The 14,492-nt window shown below is 73.0% G+C and carries 17 protein-coding genes; 6 read left to right on the top strand and 11 right to left on the bottom strand.

Annotated features, from left to right (window positions below; all coding sequences use genetic code 11):
• The first annotated feature begins 86 nt into the window (after positions 1–86).
• A complete protein-coding gene (locus tag AC07EG_RS22400) occupies positions 87–935 on the top strand; it encodes a helix-turn-helix domain-containing protein (protein WP_478255090.1) in 849 nt (282 codons plus the stop codon).
• A 39-nt stretch (positions 936–974) separates the two neighbouring features.
• On the opposite strand, the gene AC07EG_RS22395 is transcribed toward AC07EG_RS22400, so the two are convergent.
• A complete protein-coding gene (locus AC07EG_RS22395; protein WP_478255089.1) occupies positions 975–1,595 on the bottom strand; it encodes a DUF6000 family protein in 621 nt (206 codons plus the stop codon).
• Between the two features lie 43 nt (positions 1,596–1,638).
• Here AC07EG_RS22395 and AC07EG_RS22390 point away from each other — a divergent pair, with 43 nt between their 5' ends.
• Entirely contained in the window at positions 1,639–2,190 is a 552-nt protein-coding gene (locus AC07EG_RS22390; RefSeq protein ID WP_478255088.1) for a GNAT family N-acetyltransferase, read from the top strand.
• Positions 2,191–2,206: 16 nt separating this feature from the next.
• Here the strand turns inward: AC07EG_RS22390 and AC07EG_RS22385 are convergent, their stop codons facing one another.
• Positions 2,207–2,812: a TetR/AcrR family transcriptional regulator gene (locus AC07EG_RS22385; RefSeq protein ID WP_478255087.1), complete on the bottom strand. Its 606-nt coding sequence runs from the start codon at positions 2,810–2,812 to the stop codon at positions 2,207–2,209.
• 44 nt (positions 2,813–2,856) lie between these two features.
• Here AC07EG_RS22385 and AC07EG_RS22380 point away from each other — a divergent pair, with 44 nt between their 5' ends.
• On the top strand, positions 2,857–3,636 hold the full coding sequence (locus tag AC07EG_RS22380) for an SDR family NAD(P)-dependent oxidoreductase (protein ID WP_478255086.1): 780 nt from the start codon (positions 2,857–2,859) through the stop codon (positions 3,634–3,636).
• On the opposite strand, the gene AC07EG_RS22375 is transcribed toward AC07EG_RS22380, so the two are convergent.
• A complete protein-coding gene (locus AC07EG_RS22375; RefSeq protein ID WP_478255085.1) occupies positions 3,625–4,089 on the bottom strand; it encodes a DUF4383 domain-containing protein in 465 nt (154 codons plus the stop codon). The two genes, AC07EG_RS22380 and AC07EG_RS22375, sit on opposite strands and share 12 nt — an antisense overlap.
• Before the next feature lie 76 nt (positions 4,090–4,165).
• Here AC07EG_RS22375 and AC07EG_RS22370 point away from each other — a divergent pair, with 76 nt between their 5' ends.
• Entirely contained in the window at positions 4,166–5,005 is an 840-nt protein-coding gene (locus AC07EG_RS22370) for an endonuclease/exonuclease/phosphatase family protein (RefSeq protein ID WP_478255084.1), read from the top strand.
• A gap of 11 nt (positions 5,006–5,016) precedes the next feature.
• Positions 5,017–5,904 carry a LysR family transcriptional regulator gene (locus AC07EG_RS22365; protein ID WP_478255083.1) on the top strand — a complete coding sequence of 296 codons (888 nt, stop codon included), beginning with the start codon at positions 5,017–5,019 and terminating at the stop codon, positions 5,902–5,904.
• 65 nt (positions 5,905–5,969) lie between these two features.
• Here the strand turns inward: AC07EG_RS22365 and AC07EG_RS22360 are convergent, their stop codons facing one another.
• Complete coding sequence (locus AC07EG_RS22360) at positions 5,970–7,118, bottom strand: epoxide hydrolase family protein (protein WP_478255082.1); 1,149 nt, start codon at positions 7,116–7,118, stop codon at positions 5,970–5,972.
• Positions 7,119–7,201: 83 nt separating this feature from the next.
• On the opposite strand from AC07EG_RS22360, the gene AC07EG_RS22355 reads away from it, so the two are divergent.
• A complete protein-coding gene (locus tag AC07EG_RS22355; RefSeq protein WP_478255081.1) occupies positions 7,202–7,768 on the top strand; it encodes a CGNR zinc finger domain-containing protein in 567 nt (188 codons plus the stop codon).
• A gap of 8 nt (positions 7,769–7,776) precedes the next feature.
• On the opposite strand, the gene AC07EG_RS22350 is transcribed toward AC07EG_RS22355, so the two are convergent.
• The 7 genes from AC07EG_RS22350 to AC07EG_RS22320 all read right to left on the bottom strand — a co-directional run bounded on the left by AC07EG_RS22350 (position 7,777) and on the right by AC07EG_RS22320 (position 14,463).
• Positions 7,777–8,706 carry a helix-turn-helix transcriptional regulator gene (locus AC07EG_RS22350; protein ID WP_478255080.1) on the bottom strand — a complete coding sequence of 310 codons (930 nt, stop codon included), beginning with the start codon at positions 8,704–8,706 and terminating at the stop codon, positions 7,777–7,779.
• 19 nt (positions 8,707–8,725) lie between these two features.
• The gene (locus AC07EG_RS22345) at positions 8,726–9,316 is read right to left on the bottom strand and encodes a class I SAM-dependent methyltransferase (protein WP_478255079.1); all 591 of its coding nucleotides are present in this window, start codon (positions 9,314–9,316) and stop codon (positions 8,726–8,728) included.
• A gap of 88 nt (positions 9,317–9,404) precedes the next feature.
• Positions 9,405–9,686, bottom strand: coding sequence for a DUF1905 domain-containing protein (locus AC07EG_RS22340; RefSeq protein WP_478255078.1), 282 nt, complete (start codon positions 9,684–9,686; stop codon positions 9,405–9,407).
• Positions 9,677–11,566: a LamG-like jellyroll fold domain-containing protein gene (locus tag AC07EG_RS22335; protein ID WP_478255077.1), complete on the bottom strand. Its 1,890-nt coding sequence runs from the start codon at positions 11,564–11,566 to the stop codon at positions 9,677–9,679. Before AC07EG_RS22335 ends, AC07EG_RS22340 begins: the two co-directional genes overlap by 10 nt.
• A 97-nt stretch (positions 11,567–11,663) precedes the next feature.
• A complete protein-coding gene (locus tag AC07EG_RS22330; protein WP_478255076.1) occupies positions 11,664–12,098 on the bottom strand; it encodes a MarR family winged helix-turn-helix transcriptional regulator in 435 nt (144 codons plus the stop codon).
• Positions 12,099–12,124: 26 nt separating this feature from the next.
• A complete protein-coding gene (locus tag AC07EG_RS22325) occupies positions 12,125–13,603 on the bottom strand; it encodes an acyl-CoA synthetase (protein WP_478255075.1) in 1,479 nt (492 codons plus the stop codon).
• The gene (locus AC07EG_RS22320; protein WP_478255074.1) at positions 13,603–14,463 is read right to left on the bottom strand and encodes a p-hydroxycinnamoyl CoA hydratase/lyase; all 861 of its coding nucleotides are present in this window, start codon (positions 14,461–14,463) and stop codon (positions 13,603–13,605) included. The genes AC07EG_RS22325 and AC07EG_RS22320 overlap by 1 nt, the downstream gene beginning before the upstream one ends.
• Between the last annotated feature and the right edge of the window lie 29 nt (positions 14,464–14,492).

The following is a 14,492-nucleotide window of genomic DNA, read 5'->3' as shown; positions in this document are numbered from 1 at the left end:
AGGCCGCGACCGGCAACCACTCCCCTGCCGTGGGTAGACCCAGCAGGTGCACCCACGGCGTGCCGGAGCGACCTAGGCTCGGTGCCGTGGAGAACCTCGGAGGATTCCTGAAGAGCCGGCGGGACCGGATCACCCCGGCCGACGCCGGTCTGCGCGCCTACGGGACCGCCCGCCGGGTGCCCGGCCTGCGCCGCGAGGAACTCGCCCAGCTGGCTGGGGTCAGCGCCGGGTACTACACCCGGCTGGAGCAGGGGCAGGCCGAAACCGCCTCGGCACAGGTCCTCGACGCGCTCGCCCGGGTGCTGCGGCTCGACCCGGTGGAAACCGCGCACCTGCACAACCTCGCCCGGCGATCCGCCGGCTCCCGGCTGGCCGAACCACCGCCCGAAGTGCTCCACCCCCGCGTGCTCGCCCTCCTCGAATCCCTCGGCGACGCGATGCCCGCGCTCGCGCTCGGCCGCCGCGGTGACGTGCTCGCGTGGAACCGCACCGGGCACGCCCTGTTCGCCGGGCACCTGCCGTTCGACGCCCCGCTGACCCCGGCGCGGCGGCCGTCCATCCCGCGGTTGTTCTTCCTCGACCCGCTGACCCGCGACCTGCACCGCAACTGGGCCGAACTCGCCCGCATCCACGTCGCGTACCTGCGGCTCACCGCCGGCCGGTTCCCCACGGACGCGCGCCTGGCCGAGCTGATCGGGGAACTGACCATGCGCAGCGACGAGTTCGCCGAGCTGTGGGCCACCGGGGACGTGGCCGACTGCACCGTGGGCCGCATGCACCTGCAGCACCCGACCATCGGCGCCGTGGACGTCGAGTACCAGGTCTGGCTGCAGCCGGACAGCCCCGACCACCGCCTCGAGATCTACACCCCCGACGACCCCGCCTCCGCCGACGCGCTGCGCATCCTGACCCACCTGACGAAGGACCGGCGGTGACCGGGCCCCGGTAGTGCGGGGCCCGGTCACGGGAGCAGGTCAGGGATGCGACGCACGAGACACTGACGATGAGGGCTTCGGCGGGGAGCCGCGTTCGGCCTCGTCGATCAGGGACCACGACAGGGCGATCAGCTCCCGCTCCTGCTCGTCCGCGTGGTTGGCCGCCGCCCAGGCGTGCCACGGGCCGCCCGGCCAGGTGAACTGCTCCGCGTACCTGGTGCCCAGCCCGGCATCGACCCGCCGCAGCGCGACCAGCGCCCACTGCTGGTCGTAGCGCTTCTCCAGCTCTCGCAGGTAGCGGTCCAGGTAGGTGGCCAGGATCGCGGCGTCCGCGACGGTGCCGAACCGGGCGAGCGCGTAGCAGTAACCCTGCCCGGCGTAGACGAGCCTGCTCTCCAGCAGCAGTTCCCCCAGCCGCTGCCGGAAACCCTCCCGGCGGCCCACCCCGATCAGCCAGGCCGCGGTGATCCTCGGCCGCCAGTCCTCGTCGAGCATCGAGGCCAGTTCCTCGTCGGTGACCCGCGCGGCGTCCTCCACCAGTGCCCTGGCGAACTCCTCCCGCCGCGGCCCCAGCCCGATGAAGTTGCCGTGCAGCAGCTGGCCGTACCGCGGCCGCTCCCCGTCGCCGATCACGTACCGCTCGATGATCTCCCCAGTCATACCCCGGATTCTGGCACCCCCGGGGCTCTGGGAAGTTGACCCCATGTACTCGATCTCACTGGGGGACGCGGAGCTGGGGCCGCTGGAGCCGTGGCACGCCGAGGAGTTCCTGGCCAACATCGACCGCGGCCGGGAGTTCATCGGCCGGTACGTCGGCCTGCCGGACCTGGTCACCGACCTCGAATCCAGCCGTGCCTACCTGCGCTCGTACGCGGAGAAGACGGCGAACGACACCGGCCGGATCCACGGCATCCGCAGCGGCGGCACGCTCGTCGGCGGCGTGTTGTTCCGCACCATGGACGTGCCGCAGGGCACCGCCGAAGCGGGCTGCTGGCTCGAACCCGCCGCGGCCGGCCGCGGCCTGGTGACCAGGGCGATGCGCGTGCTCATCGACTGGGCGATCGAAGACCGCGGCCTGCACCGCATCGAGTGGCAGGCGGCGTCGGGGAACGAGGCCAGCATCGCCGTGGCCCGGCGGCTCGGCATGCAACGCGAGGGCGTGCTCCGCCAGCACAGCGTGCACCGGGGCGAGCGGCTCGACCTCGAAGTCTGGTCTGTGCTGGCCCCGGAATGGCGCGCTCAGAAGCACGACTGAATAGGGCGTTATACACCTAGTGGTCCGGGAAGGCGCGCATCGCGGTGCCCAGCGCTTCCCGGACCACGGCGGCGAGATCCGCCCAGTCCGCCCGCTCGCCTCCGGCGTAGTGCTCGACCGCGGCGCGGACGGCACCGTTCACCATCGCGGCCAGTACGCGTACCTGCAGATCCCCGGCGGGCCGGTCCAGTGAACGCGCGATCGCGTCGGCGAACACGAGTTCCGCGTCGTTGTGCGCGCGCAGCCACACCGCCCGCAGACCCGGTTCGGCCTGGGCCAGGCGCACCAGCGACAGCATCGCCGGCACGTCGGCGACGGTGGTGCGCGCCGCGGCGTCGAACACCGCCGAGACGTCCCCGCCGGGCCGCCACTCCCCCAGCACCCCCGCCAGCACGTCGATCCCGGCGGTCAGCAGCGGCCGGACGCTGTCCTCCTTGCCACCGGCGTAACGCCAGAAGGTGCGCGGTGAGATGCCCGCCCCCGCCGCGATGTCCTCGACGGAGGTCGCCGCGACACCGCGGCTGGTGAACAACCGCACGGCCTCGCGCGCGATCTCCAGCCGCGTCTCCGCCTTGCGCCGCTCGGTGAGCGGCGGCCGTCCCAGCGCACTCCGGTCCACCACCTGCTCAGCCTACTATCTGGCACACTGTGCCTTAATGTCATGACATGCCAGAAAGTAGGTCCAGCATGCACGGACTCGACCAGCGCAGCGTGATCGTCACCGGCGCGGCGGCGGGCATCGGCCGGGCGGCCGCGCTGCGCTTCGCCCGCGAAGGTGCCCGGGTGGTGGTCGCCGACCTCAACGCCGCGGGCGCCGAAGCGGTGGTCGGCGAGATCTCCGAGGCCGGCGGCACCGCCGTCGCGGCCGTCGGGGACCTGAGCGAGCAGGCCGTGGTGGACCGGGTCGCGGCGACCGCGGCCGAGGCGTTCGGCGGCATCGACGTGCTGGTGAACAACGCCGGGATCATGGACGCGATGACCGCCGCCGCCGACGTCACCGACGAGGAGTGGGAGCGGGTGCTGCGGATCAACCTGACCGCACCGTTCCTGCTGACCCGCGCGGTCCTCCCCCACCTGCTCGCCCGCGGCAAGGGCGCCATCGTCAACACCGCGTCGGAGGCGGCCCTGCGCGGCAGCGCCGCCGGGACCGCCTACACCGTGTCGAAGCACGGGATCGCCGGGCTGACGAAGTCGCTGGCGATCATGTACCGGGACTCCGGCATCCGCACCAACGCCGTCGCGCCCGGCGCCACCATGACCACGATCGCCACCCGGCTGCCCGCCGAGGGGCACGGCCCGGCCGCGCTCGCGCCCTACCTCGGCAGCTTCGGCCGGATCGCGGACCCCGCCGAGCAGGCCGAGGTGATCGTCTTCCTGGCCTCCGACGCGGCGAGCAACCTCAACGGCGTGATCCTGCCGGTGGACAACGGCTGGTCAGCCGTCTGACTCCATCGGGTCGTCCGGGTAGTCGCCCTTGACCCGGTCGAGCACGGTGCCGAGCACGCCGAAGGCGATCATGCCGAGGCCGAGGCCGAGGTGCAGCCAGTTGTCGGCGTTGTTCAGCGGCACGAAGTTCGCCGGGCTCTCGTCGTCCAGCGCCACCCCGTAGATCCACAGCACCAGGTACAGGCCACCGCCGATCATCAGGAACGCGCGGGCGGCCCCCGGCCCGGTGAGGAAGGCGGCGACGCCGAGCACGCCGAACAGCAGGTGCACCAGGTTGTGCAGCACGGAGACCTGGAAGGCGCCGAACAGCTCCGCCTCGGAGTGCGGGCCGGCGAAGTGGAGGTCACCGCCGGTGATGCCCGGGATGAACCCGAGCAGCCCCACCACCAGGAAGGCGAGGCCGACGACAAGAGCCAGGACCTGGACGGGACGACGTGCTCGCTGGGTGCGCATTTTTTCCTTGCCTCCGGTTCGGTTGACCCCGCTGTACCCGTTACGTTCGGGTTCACGCGAACGAGGGGAACATTCGATGCGCGTTCTGACCTTCAACGCACTGGCACCGGACCTCGCCGACTGGCCACGCCGCCGCGAGGTGGTCGCCGAGGGCATCCGGGCGCTCGCGCCGGACCTGATCACCCTGCAGGAGGTCGGCGACGACATCACCGGACTGCTGGGCCCGGGGTGGCACCTGGCCTGGCACTCCGGCCGGGACGAGGGCGGGGCCGGCGCGGTCGCCGCGAGCCGCTGGCCGCTCGGTGAGGTGCGCGAACTGGACCAGCGCCCGCCGGGCCGGGAGGTGCAGAGCCCCTGGTGCGCCACGGTGCTGGCCGAGGTGCTGGCGCCGTCGCCGTTGTGGCTGGTGCACCACAAACCCAGCTGGCCGTACGGCTACGAAGCCGAACGCGAACTGCAGGCGGTGGCGGCGTCCCGGTTCGTCGACCGGCTGGTGCCCGACCCCGCCGCCACCGTGGTGCTGGCCGGTGACTTCGACGCCGATCCCGACGCCGCCAGCGTCCGGTTCTGGTCCGGGAAGCAATCGCTGGGCGGGCGCAGCCCCTGTTACGTCGACGCCTGGCGGGCGGTGCACCCGGACGAGCCGGGGCACACCTTCACGCCGGAGAACGCGCTCGTCCGGGACGGCGACATGCCCGCCGAGATGGGCCGCCGCATCGACTACGTGATGGTGCGCGCCGGGGTCCACGGTCCACCGCTGGCGGTCGCCGACTGCCGCCGCGTGTTCACCGAACCCGTTGGCGGGGTGCAGGCCAGCGACCACTACGGCGTGCTCGCCGAGTTCCGCACCCCGCCCCGCCGCCCGGGTTCGCTGGCCGGACTGAGAAGCGCGAGCTCTGGTTCCGCGCCGGACTAGCATCGGCGGTCATGGAACTGAGGCAGCTGGAGTACTTCGTCGCGGTCGCCGAGGAACGCGGCTTCACCCGCGCGGCCGAGCGGGTGCACATCAGCCAGTCCGGGGTCAGCGCCCAGATCCGGCAGCTCGAACGCGAACTGGGTGCCGAATTGTTCGACCGCACCGCCCGCACCGCCACGCTCACCGTGGCGGGCAAGGCCGCGCTCGAACACGCCCGTGCCGCGCTCGCCGCCGCCGGTTCGCTCAGCCAGGCCGTCGGTGAGGTGACCGACCTGATCCGGGGCCGCCTCACCGTCGGCATGGTCATCGGCTGCACCGTCACCCCGCTGTTCGACGCGCTCGCCGCCTTCCACCGCGCCCACCCCGGCGTCGAGCTGTCGCTGCTCGAGGACAACTCCGACCGGCTGGTCGACGGCGTTCGCGACGGCACCATCGACCTCGCGCTGATCGGCACCGCGGCCGCCACCCCGGCCGGGCTGGCGGCGCTGACCATCGTCAGCGACCGGCTGGTCGCCCTCGTCCCGGCCGAGCACCCGGTGGCCTCGGCACCGAGCCTGGGCCTGCGGGACCTCGTCACGCACCCGCTGATCTGCATGCCGCCCGGGACCGGCCTGCGCGCGGTGCTCGACCGGGCGTGCGCGGCGCAGGACCTCCACCCGGTGATCGGCCTGCAGGCCAGCGCCGCCGACGCGATCGCCGACCTGGCCGCCCGCGGCCTCGGTGTCGCCGTGCTCAGCGACTCGATGGCCGCGGGCTACCGCGACCGGCTGACCGCGGTCCCCCTCGACGGGGTCGACGTCCCGGCCCTGCTGGCGCTGGTGTGGAAGGGCACGAGCAGCCCCGCGCTGCGTGAACTGCTCCGGCACAGCAGGAAGGCGTTCGGCTCCGGGACGGGGTGACCCCGAAGGCATTCCGGACGACGATCGACCTCGGCGGCAGAACGGCGACCGGCTTCGCCGTGCCTTCACCGGCCGGCGGCCAGCACCGCCGCGAGGCCCTCCCGGAGGTCTTCGACGAAATACCCGGGGACCTCCAGCGACGGGAAGTGCCCCCCGCGTTCGGGCACCCGCCACCGGACGATCCGCCGGTACCGCTCCTGCGCCCAGGGGCGCGGGTACTTCTCGGTGTCGCGGGGGTACATGGTGATCGCCGACGGGACGTCGACCCGCAGCTCGGGGTCCAGTGAATTGTGGCTTTCGTAGTAGATGCGGGCCGCCGAGGCACCGGTCCGCGTCAGCCAGTACAGGGTGACGTCGTCGAGAACCCGGTCCCTGGAAATCGTTTCGAACGGGCTGTCCTCGGTGTCCGACCACTCGGCGAACTTGTCGAGCAGCCAGGCGAGCAGCCCCACCGGTGAGTCGACGAGCGAGTAGCCGATGGTCTGCGGCCGGGTCGCCTGCTGCTTCGCGTAGGCCGCGCGGTGGTGCCAGAAGTCGCGGGTTTCCTCGGCCCACCCGCGCTCGGCCGCGGTCAGCCCGTCCGTGCTCAGGCCGGGTGGTCCCGCCGCGAACGTGCTGTGGATGCCGAGCACGTGCTCCGGGAACCGGCCGCCGAGGATCGTGGTGATGTTGCCGCCCCAGTCACCGCCGTGGGCCAGGAACTCGCCGTAGCCGAGCCGTCCCATCAGCTCGACCCAGGCGGCGGCGATCTTTTCCGTGCCCCAGCCGGTGGTGGCCGGTTTGCCGCTGTAGCCGAAGCCGGGCAGCGAGGGGACCACGACGTGGAACGCCGACGCGTCCGCGTCCTTCGGGTCCGCCAGTTCGTCCACCACGTCGACGAACTCGGCGATGCTGCCCGGCCAGCCGTGCGTCAGGACCAGCGGGGTGGCATCGGCGCGCGCGGAGCGGCGGTGCAGGAAGTGGATGCCCAGGCCGTCGATGGTCGTGCGGAACTGGCCGATGCGGTCGAGGCGCGCTTCGAACGACCGCCAGTCGTATCCGGTGCGCCAGTAGTCCACGAGCTCGGTGAGGTCGGCGAGCGGAACCCCCTGTGCCCAGCGGCGATCGGTCGTTTCAGCCTCCGGCAACCGCGCCGCGGCCAGTCGCGCGCGCAGCTCGTCGAGGTCGGCGTCGGCCGCGCGGGCTTCGAATGCTTGCACGTCAGTGGTGGGCATGGGACCTCCTGATCCTCGGTGGAACCGGCTAAGACGGTTCTAACACGCCGCCGGGTTCCGGAGCAACCGGCTAAGGTGGTTCCATGCGTGATGGCTTTCCCGAGTTCCGCCTCGGCACCGTGCTGGCGACCAGCTTCACGGCGACGCTGACGGAGCGCTGCGGTGACGCCGTGGAGCGGATTCCGACCCCGCAGCGGCTCGTCGACTGGCTGGCGGTGAACGGCCTCGCCGTGGACTCCTGCACCAGCGCCCAGCTCGACCTCGCCCGGGAGCTGCGTGAATCGATCCACGCCGCCGCGACCGCCGCCGCGGTCCAGGAAGCGCTGCCCGCGTCCGCGGTCCAGATCCTCAACGACCGCAGCGTTCAGGGCCGGGCCGCGGCCGTGCTGACACCCGACGGCAAGCGGCGGTGGCAGCTCGGCTCGGCTTCCCGCGTGGAAGACGCCCTGAGCGTGATCGCCGCCGACGCGATCAGCATCATCGCGGGCGAGCGGGACGGGAAGCTGGCCCTGTGCGCCTCACCGACCTGCCGGGCCGCCTTCTTCGACACCAGTCAGAGCCGCACCCGCAAGTGGTGCGACATGAACACGTGCGGCAACCGCCAGAAGAAGGCGCGCTTCCGGGCCAGCCACCGCGAAAAGGCCCGCTGAATAGGGCGTTATACACCCGTTGTCGCGTTGGTGGCCCGTTCGGCGAGCAGGCGGGTCTGCTCGACCAGCTCCGGCGGCCCCTCGATCTCGTACGGCACCCCGACCGCGGCGACGGCCACCGCCAGCCACGCCCAGTCGTCGGTGCCGGTGACGTACCGGCACCGGCCCCCGCTCAGCGCGGTGAGCGAACCGGCTTCGGCACGCAGGTGCTCGGCGACCGTGCCGACCGGGGCGTCGAACCGGACCGCCGCTCCCCCGCCCTGGTCGGCGGTGAACGCGCTGACCCCGTCGGCGGGCAGCTCACGCGCGCGGAAGGTGGTGCCCGGCACGTCCACCGCACGGATCCGGTCCAGCCGGAAGGTCCGCCAGTCCGCCCGGTCGCGGTCGTAGCCCTGCAGGTACCAGCGGCCACCGAGCAGCACCTGCCGGTACGGCTCGACGCGGCGCCGCGAAGGCGTGCCGTCGCGGCTGGTGTAGTCGAACTCCACGTGCTGGTGCGCGGTCGCGGCGGTGGCCAGTCCGGCGACCACCGCCGGATCGGCGGGTGCCACCGGGCGGGTGCCCTCGGTCGCCGCGGCGACCGCCTCGGTCCGGTGCTTCAGCCGCTTCGGCAGGGCCTGTTCCAGTTTGCGCAGGGCGTCGTCGGCACCGGGATCACCGGTGGCCAGCGCCGCGAAGCGCAGGCCGACCACGGCGGCCACGGCCTCGTCGTCGGTGAACATCAGCGGCGGCAGCGCCCGCCCGGCCACCAGCCGGTAGCTGCCGCCGGGACCGCGTTCCGAGCGCACCGGGTAGCCGAGTTCCCGCAGCCGGTCGAGGTCGCGCCGCAGGGTGCGCGGTGAGGTGCCGAGCCGCTCGGCGAGTTCGGCGCCCGGCCAGTCGCGGCCGCTCTGCAGCAGCGACAACAGCTCCAGCATGCGTTCCCCGGGCCCCGCCATGCCCGCCAGCCTAGGACGGTCAGCGCAGGCGCCGGGCCCGCAACACGGTGTCGCGGCTGTGGTGCGTGCCCTCGGGCGGCGGCGCGACCCGCGGGCGGGTTTCGTTGACCAGCACCGCCCAGTCCTCGCCGAGCAGCCCGGCGATGTCGTCCGGCTGGTAGAACTCGGCCGGGTCGAACTCCGGGGGCAGGTCGGCGGGGTCGTGGCTGGCGAACAACAGCGTCCCGCCCGGGGCGACGGCGTCCAGCAGCCCGCGCAGCGCGGGGTGGCCCGGCTCGTTGCGGAGCGGGAAGTACTGGACCGACACCAGGTCGAAGGCACCGGCGGGCGGGCGCACGGTGGTCGGGTCGCCGTGGATCCACGCCACCCGGTCCGCCAGGTCCCCGCCCGTGGCCGCGGCCCGCTCCAGCGCCACCCGGGAGATGTCGATCGCGGTCACCCGCCAGCCGCGCCCGGCCAGCCACCGCGCGTCGGCGCCCTCCCCGCAGCCCACGTCGAGCGCCTGCCCCGGTGGCAGGCCGGCCACCTCGGCCACGAGCACCCCGTTGGGCTCACCGCTGAAGACCCGGTCACGGCTGCGGTACATCTCGTCCCAGAACTGCGCGTCCATGCGGTCGAGCCTGCCGCGCCCGGCGGGTTTTGGCAAAGTTCGTTGCCGAAACCGCAAGATCGGGGCACGGCGGGCCGACCGCGCCCGCTCAGGCGCCGCGGCCAAGGCGTTCGGTGAGCACGACGGTCACCTCGCTGCCCGCCTCCTTGCCGATCGCCTGGCGCAGCGCCGCCCGCACCGGGAGCTTGTGCTGCCCGTCGCCGAGGGCCATGAACGCGCCCTCGAAGGGGTGCCCGTCGATGGTGCCGCGCACCTTGACCAGGCCGCGCGTGCCGAAGTACGCGGCCGACTCCGGCCAGATCAGATAGGTGTGCCCGCCCTTGGCCGGGCTCTTGCGCAGGGTCTCGGTGAATCGCTCGTTCAGTTCCATGCCCCGACGTACGACGCCGCCTGCGCGTTTTCGACACTCCGCAGGAACTGGTCCGGCCGCAGTGCCCCGGCCACCACCCGCGTGTCCCCGAGCCAGCCGTGGAACCCGTGCCCGTAGGCCAGCGCGAACTGCGTGGCGCCGAGGACGAACGGCTTGCCGAGGGTGGCGATGCCCCGCGACTCCCCGGCCGCGTTGCGCGCGATCGGCGCACCGTCGACGTGGACCGTGGTCCGGTGGCCGTCGTTGACCACCGCGACGTGCGTCCAGCGGCCGGTCGGCAGCGCGTGGCTCCACGAGGTCGGGTCGGCGTCGGCGTGCTTCGGGTACACCACGAACTGCAGGAACCGCTCCCCCGACAGGTTCAGGCTGCACGTCGGCTCCTCCGGCGACCACCCGCTGGTCTTGCCCGCGTCCCCGGCCCGGCCCTCCCAGCTGAGGATGCCCATGAACGCGTGGTCACCGGTGAACGGCTCGGGCAGCTTGAGGAAGGTCTCGATGGTGTAGCCGTCCAGGAAGGCCATGCCGTTGATCGGTGCGTTCGGCCCGGTGCGCAGCACCGCACCCCGGTTCGGCGACTTCCCGCCGTCGAAGCGGAGGCTGGCGTGCGCGGGCTGCGCGTCGTGGTGTTCGGCCGACCAGGTGAGCACCTCGGGGGCGCTGGCGTGCAGCCGCTCGGCCCGCAGGTCGTTGCCCCCGCCGGTGAGGTCGCGCGCGACGGTGCCCGGCGCCACCGGCGAACCGTCCGGCCCCGGTGACGTCCCCGCCGCGTCGAACCGCCAGTACGCGACCGTGCCGGGCACCAGCACCGCCGACGGCGGGCGCGGCGGCGGCACCACCGGCGGCGCGAAGGCGGCGAACCGGCGGCGGAAGTCGATCTCCACGGAGAACCGCTCGACGTCCCCGCTGAGCTCGACGTGCTCGGCCTGCGGCAGGCTGCGCGCCTCCGGTCGCGTCCCGAGCAGCCACGGGCTGAACGTCTCCACGTCGATCACGTTGCGCGCCAGGTCGAACCGGTAGTACCGGAGCATGCCCGCGCCGCCGTAGTAGCGGTCCTGGTAGTTGGTCAGGTGCACGTGGACCGGGTTCCCGGCGTCGTTGGTCAGCGTGGTGCGGCCACACGGCCAGTAGTGCCCGTTCAGCGTCAGGAAGATCTGGTCGTTGCCGCGGATCAGCCGGTTCCACAGCAGCTCGCCGTAACCCGAGAGCGCGGCCCGGCCCCGCTCGTCCGCCGACGCGATCTCGTGCGTGGTCAGGATCGCCGGCAGCGCCGGGTGCCGGTCCAGCACGCCCTGCGCCCAGGTGATACCGCGGTCGGAGATCCGCCAGTCGAGCGCGAGCAGCAGCCACCGCCTGCCGCCGCCGGTGAGCAGGTGGTAGCTGTGGTAGCCGTCCGGGGACGAACCGCCGTGGGTCGGCATGCCGCGGAACCGATCCGGGCCGAAGGTGCGCAGGTACGGGGTGGTGCCGCGCTGGTCGTCGCCGGAGACGTCGTGGTTCCCGGCGAGCACGCTGTAGGGCAGGCGGCCGTCGATGGTGCGGAAGACCTCGTCGGCGGAGCGCATCTCCGCGTCGGTGCCGTGCTCGGTGACGTCGCCGAGGTGCGCCAGGAAGACGATGTTGTCCTCCCGGCGGCGGCGCACCAGGTGCATCAGCGTCTCGCGCACCGGCGCGGGATCCGAACCGCCCTGGTCGAACAGGTACTGGGTGTCCGGCAGCACGGCGAGGGTGAACCGCGGGTCGTGCGGATCCACCGGCCCCGCCGCTCCGGCCGGTCCGGCCGCCCCGGCGGGCGGAGCGGGCCACAGCGCCGAGGAAGCCGCGGCGGCGGGTACGCCGACCGCGGCACGCAGCAGCGAACGGCGGCGGATGGTGTCGTCCACGGGTCCTCCAAGATCGGGTTTCGCCGGGACAGCGTTCACCCGTTCGCTGGACCGTTCGTGACCTGCGGCCGAACCACCGGCGAACAACCGCCGAGCGTCAGTGCTCGGCAGGCTCCCGGCTGAGCGCGGTGTAGCCGAGTTCCAGGCTCTGCCGGAACAGCGGGTGCTGCACCGCCGGGACCGCCGCGAGCAGATCGGCTTCGATGGCCTCGACCAGCGGGTCGCATTCGGCCAGCAGCGCCTCGCCCGCGGCGGTCAGGCCGAGCAGCAGCACCCGGCGGTTCGCCGGGTCCCGGGTGCGCTCGATGTGCCCGCGGTCCTCCAGCCACCGCACCATTTCGTTCATCGTCTGCGGGGTGACGAACGAGCGGCGCGCGAGCTGGGCCGAGGACAGCCCGCGACGCCGCCGGAGCGCGGTCAGCGCGGTGAACTGCAGCGTGGTCAGCCCCTTGGGCCGCAGTGCCTCGTCCATCCGCGCGCGGATGGCCAGTTCCAGCCGTTTGACCAGGTAGAGGGTGAGCGGTTCGGCCATGTGCTGATCGTCCCGCAGCGCCCCGGTCACGAGTACAGCGCCCGCAGTTCGGCCTTGCGCACCTTGCCCGAGCCGGTGCGCGGCAGCTGGTCGCGGAACTCGATGTACTTGGGCACCTTGTACCCGGCGAGCCGCGCGCGGAGGTGGGCACGCAGTTCGCCGGCGCCCAGCCGGGCCCCCGGCCGCAGCACCACCACCGCCCGCGGCACCTCGCCCCACTTCGGGTCGGGCGCGCCGATCACCGCGCACAGCTCGACGTCCGGGTGCTCCAGCGCGGCGGCCTCCACCTCGGCGGGCGCGATGTTCTCCCCACCCGAGATGATCATGTCCTTGAGCCGGTCGACCACGGTGAAGTAGCCGTCACCGTCCACCGTGGCCACATCACCGGAGTGCAGCCAGCCACCGGCCAGTGCCCGTTCGGTGTCCGCCGGTCGGTTCCAGTAACCGAGCATGACGTTGGGCCCGCGCACCACCACTTCCCCGCGCTCACCCGGCGGCACCGGTTCCCCGTCCGGGCCGACCAGCCGCACGTCGGTGAAGAACGACGGCACACCAGCGGATCCGGCCTTGGTGTGCGCGGAGTCCGGATCGAGGATCAGCACGCCCGGCGCCGCCTCGGTCATGCCGTAGCCCTGCAGGAAGGTGAGCCCGCGATCCAGGTAGCGCCGGGTGGTCGCGGGCGGCACCGGCGCCCCGCCGCAGAGCAGGGTGCGCACGCTGGACAGGTCGGCCGCCGCCCAGCCCGGCTGCGCGGCCATCGCGTCGTACATCGCGGGCACGCCGAAGAGCAGGGTGACCCGGTGCCGCTCGATCGCGGCCAGTGCCGCGGCCGGGTCGAACGACGCCATCAGCACCGCGGTCCCGCCCTTGAGCAGGGTGGGCAGGCAGGTCATGCCCAGCGCGGCGGTGTGGAACAACGGGGCGGCGACCAGCGCCACCTCGTGGCCGGACAGGTCGGACTCGACCAGCACGTTGACGCAGTTCCAGGTCAGGTTGCCGTGCGAGAGCACCGCGCCCTTCGGCCGCCCGGTGCTGCCGGAGGTGTACATGATCAGGCACGGGTCGCCGAGCGCGACCGGCTCGTCCGCCGGTTCGGCCGGTCCCTCCGCGAACTGTTCGTACTCCGGCCCGTCGACGGCCAGGCGGTGCCGCAGCGCCGGGCCCGCCACCTCCACCGACGGGGCGTGCACCAGCACCGAAACCCCGGCGTCGTCGAGCACGTACGCCAGTTCCGGCGCCGCCAGCCTGCTGTTGACCGGCACGAAGATCGCGCCGAGCGAGGCGGTGGCGAACAGGGTCTCCAGGTAGGCGGGGTGGTTGGGGCCGAGGTAGGCGACCCGGTCGCCACGCCGCACCCCGAGCGAGCGCAGGCCGCGGGCCAGCCCCGCCGACCGGGCTGCGAGCCGGGCGTAGCTCACCGCCCGGTCACCGTGCACCAGCGCGATCCGGTCCGGGGTCATCCGCGCCCGCCGCACCGGCCACGAGCCGAGGCCCTCGTCGCGCATCAGTCGTTCCGGTAGGCCGAGAGACCGGGACGGTAGGTCTTCTCGTCGAGGAACTGGGTCATGCCCTTCTGCCTGCCGTGCTCCGGGTCGAGGAACTGCGACTGCTCCAGCTTGGCGTAGAGGTAGTCCTCGGCCTGCTCCCACGGCATCTCCTTGGCGAGCTTGTAACCCACCTTCGCCGCCCGCAGCACCACCGGGTTCATCGACGCCAGCTTCGCGGCCAGTTCCCGGGTGCGCTCCCGCAGGCGGTCCGCCGGCACCGCTTCGTTGACCAGCCGCATCTCCGCGGCACGGCGGCCGTCGAACGGCTCACCGGTCATGATGAAGTACAGCGCGTCCCGCTGGCTGACCGTGGCCGCCAGCGCCCGGCTGACCACCCCGCCCGGCGGAATGCCCCAGTTCACCTCGGACAGCCCGTACTGGGCGTCCTCCGCCGAGACGGCCAGGTCGCAGGCGACCAGCGGGGTGAACGCCCCGCCGAAGCACCAGCCGTTGACCATCGCGATGGTCGGCTTCGACCAGGTCGACAGGCGCTTCCACTGCCATTCGGCGCTGGCGCGGCGGACCCGGATCTGCACCGCCGGATCGCCGGACTCGTCCACCTCGCGGAAGTACTCACGCAGGTCCATGCCCGCGGAGAAGGCTTCGCCCGCCCCGGTCAGCACCAGCACGCGGCAGCGCGGGTCGCCTTCGAGCGCGTCGAGCGTGCGCACCATCTCGTCGTTGAGCGCCGGGTTCATCGCGTTGCGCTTGTCCGGGCGGTTGAGCGTGACCCAGGCGATGCCCTCGTCGAACTCGACGAGCACGTTGCGCCCCCACGGGGTGGCGGCGGAGTCGCGGGCGGTGGCTGGTGCGGACATGGGGTTTCCTCTCCAGGGATGCAGCGCAG

It is taken from the genome of Amycolatopsis sp. NPDC045836 (assembly GCF_056431745.1).
This window is presented reverse-complemented; position numbering and strand designations above follow the sequence as displayed.

Coding starts and splice junctions, on each gene's coding strand:
- AC07EG_RS22395 (WP_478255089.1), bottom strand. CDS start 1,595: ATGACTGGGGAGATCATCGAGCGGTACGTGATCGGCGACGGGGAGCGG.
- AC07EG_RS22390 (WP_478255088.1), top strand. CDS start 1,639: ATGTACTCGATCTCACTGGGGGACGCGGAGCTGGGGCCGCTGGAGCCG.
- AC07EG_RS22380 (WP_478255086.1), top strand. CDS start 2,857: ATGCCAGAAAGTAGGTCCAGCATGCACGGACTCGACCAGCGCAGCGTG.
- AC07EG_RS22375 (WP_478255085.1), bottom strand. CDS start 4,089: ATGCGCACCCAGCGAGCACGTCGTCCCGTCCAGGTCCTGGCTCTTGTC.
- AC07EG_RS22370 (WP_478255084.1), top strand. CDS start 4,166: ATGCGCGTTCTGACCTTCAACGCACTGGCACCGGACCTCGCCGACTGG.
- AC07EG_RS22365 (WP_478255083.1), top strand. CDS start 5,017: ATGGAACTGAGGCAGCTGGAGTACTTCGTCGCGGTCGCCGAGGAACGC.
- AC07EG_RS22360 (WP_478255082.1), bottom strand. CDS start 7,118: ATGCCCACCACTGACGTGCAAGCATTCGAAGCCCGCGCGGCCGACGCC.
- AC07EG_RS22355 (WP_478255081.1), top strand. CDS start 7,202: ATGCGTGATGGCTTTCCCGAGTTCCGCCTCGGCACCGTGCTGGCGACC.
- AC07EG_RS22350 (WP_478255080.1), bottom strand. CDS start 8,706: ATGGCGGGGCCCGGGGAACGCATGCTGGAGCTGTTGTCGCTGCTGCAG.
- AC07EG_RS22345 (WP_478255079.1), bottom strand. CDS start 9,316: ATGGACGCGCAGTTCTGGGACGAGATGTACCGCAGCCGTGACCGGGTC.
- AC07EG_RS22340 (WP_478255078.1), bottom strand. CDS start 9,686: ATGGAACTGAACGAGCGATTCACCGAGACCCTGCGCAAGAGCCCGGCC.
- AC07EG_RS22330 (WP_478255076.1), bottom strand. CDS start 12,098: ATGGCCGAACCGCTCACCCTCTACCTGGTCAAACGGCTGGAACTGGCC.
- AC07EG_RS22325 (WP_478255075.1), bottom strand. CDS start 13,603: ATGCGCGACGAGGGCCTCGGCTCGTGGCCGGTGCGGCGGGCGCGGATG.
- AC07EG_RS22320 (WP_478255074.1), bottom strand. CDS start 14,463: ATGTCCGCACCAGCCACCGCCCGCGACTCCGCCGCCACCCCGTGGGGG.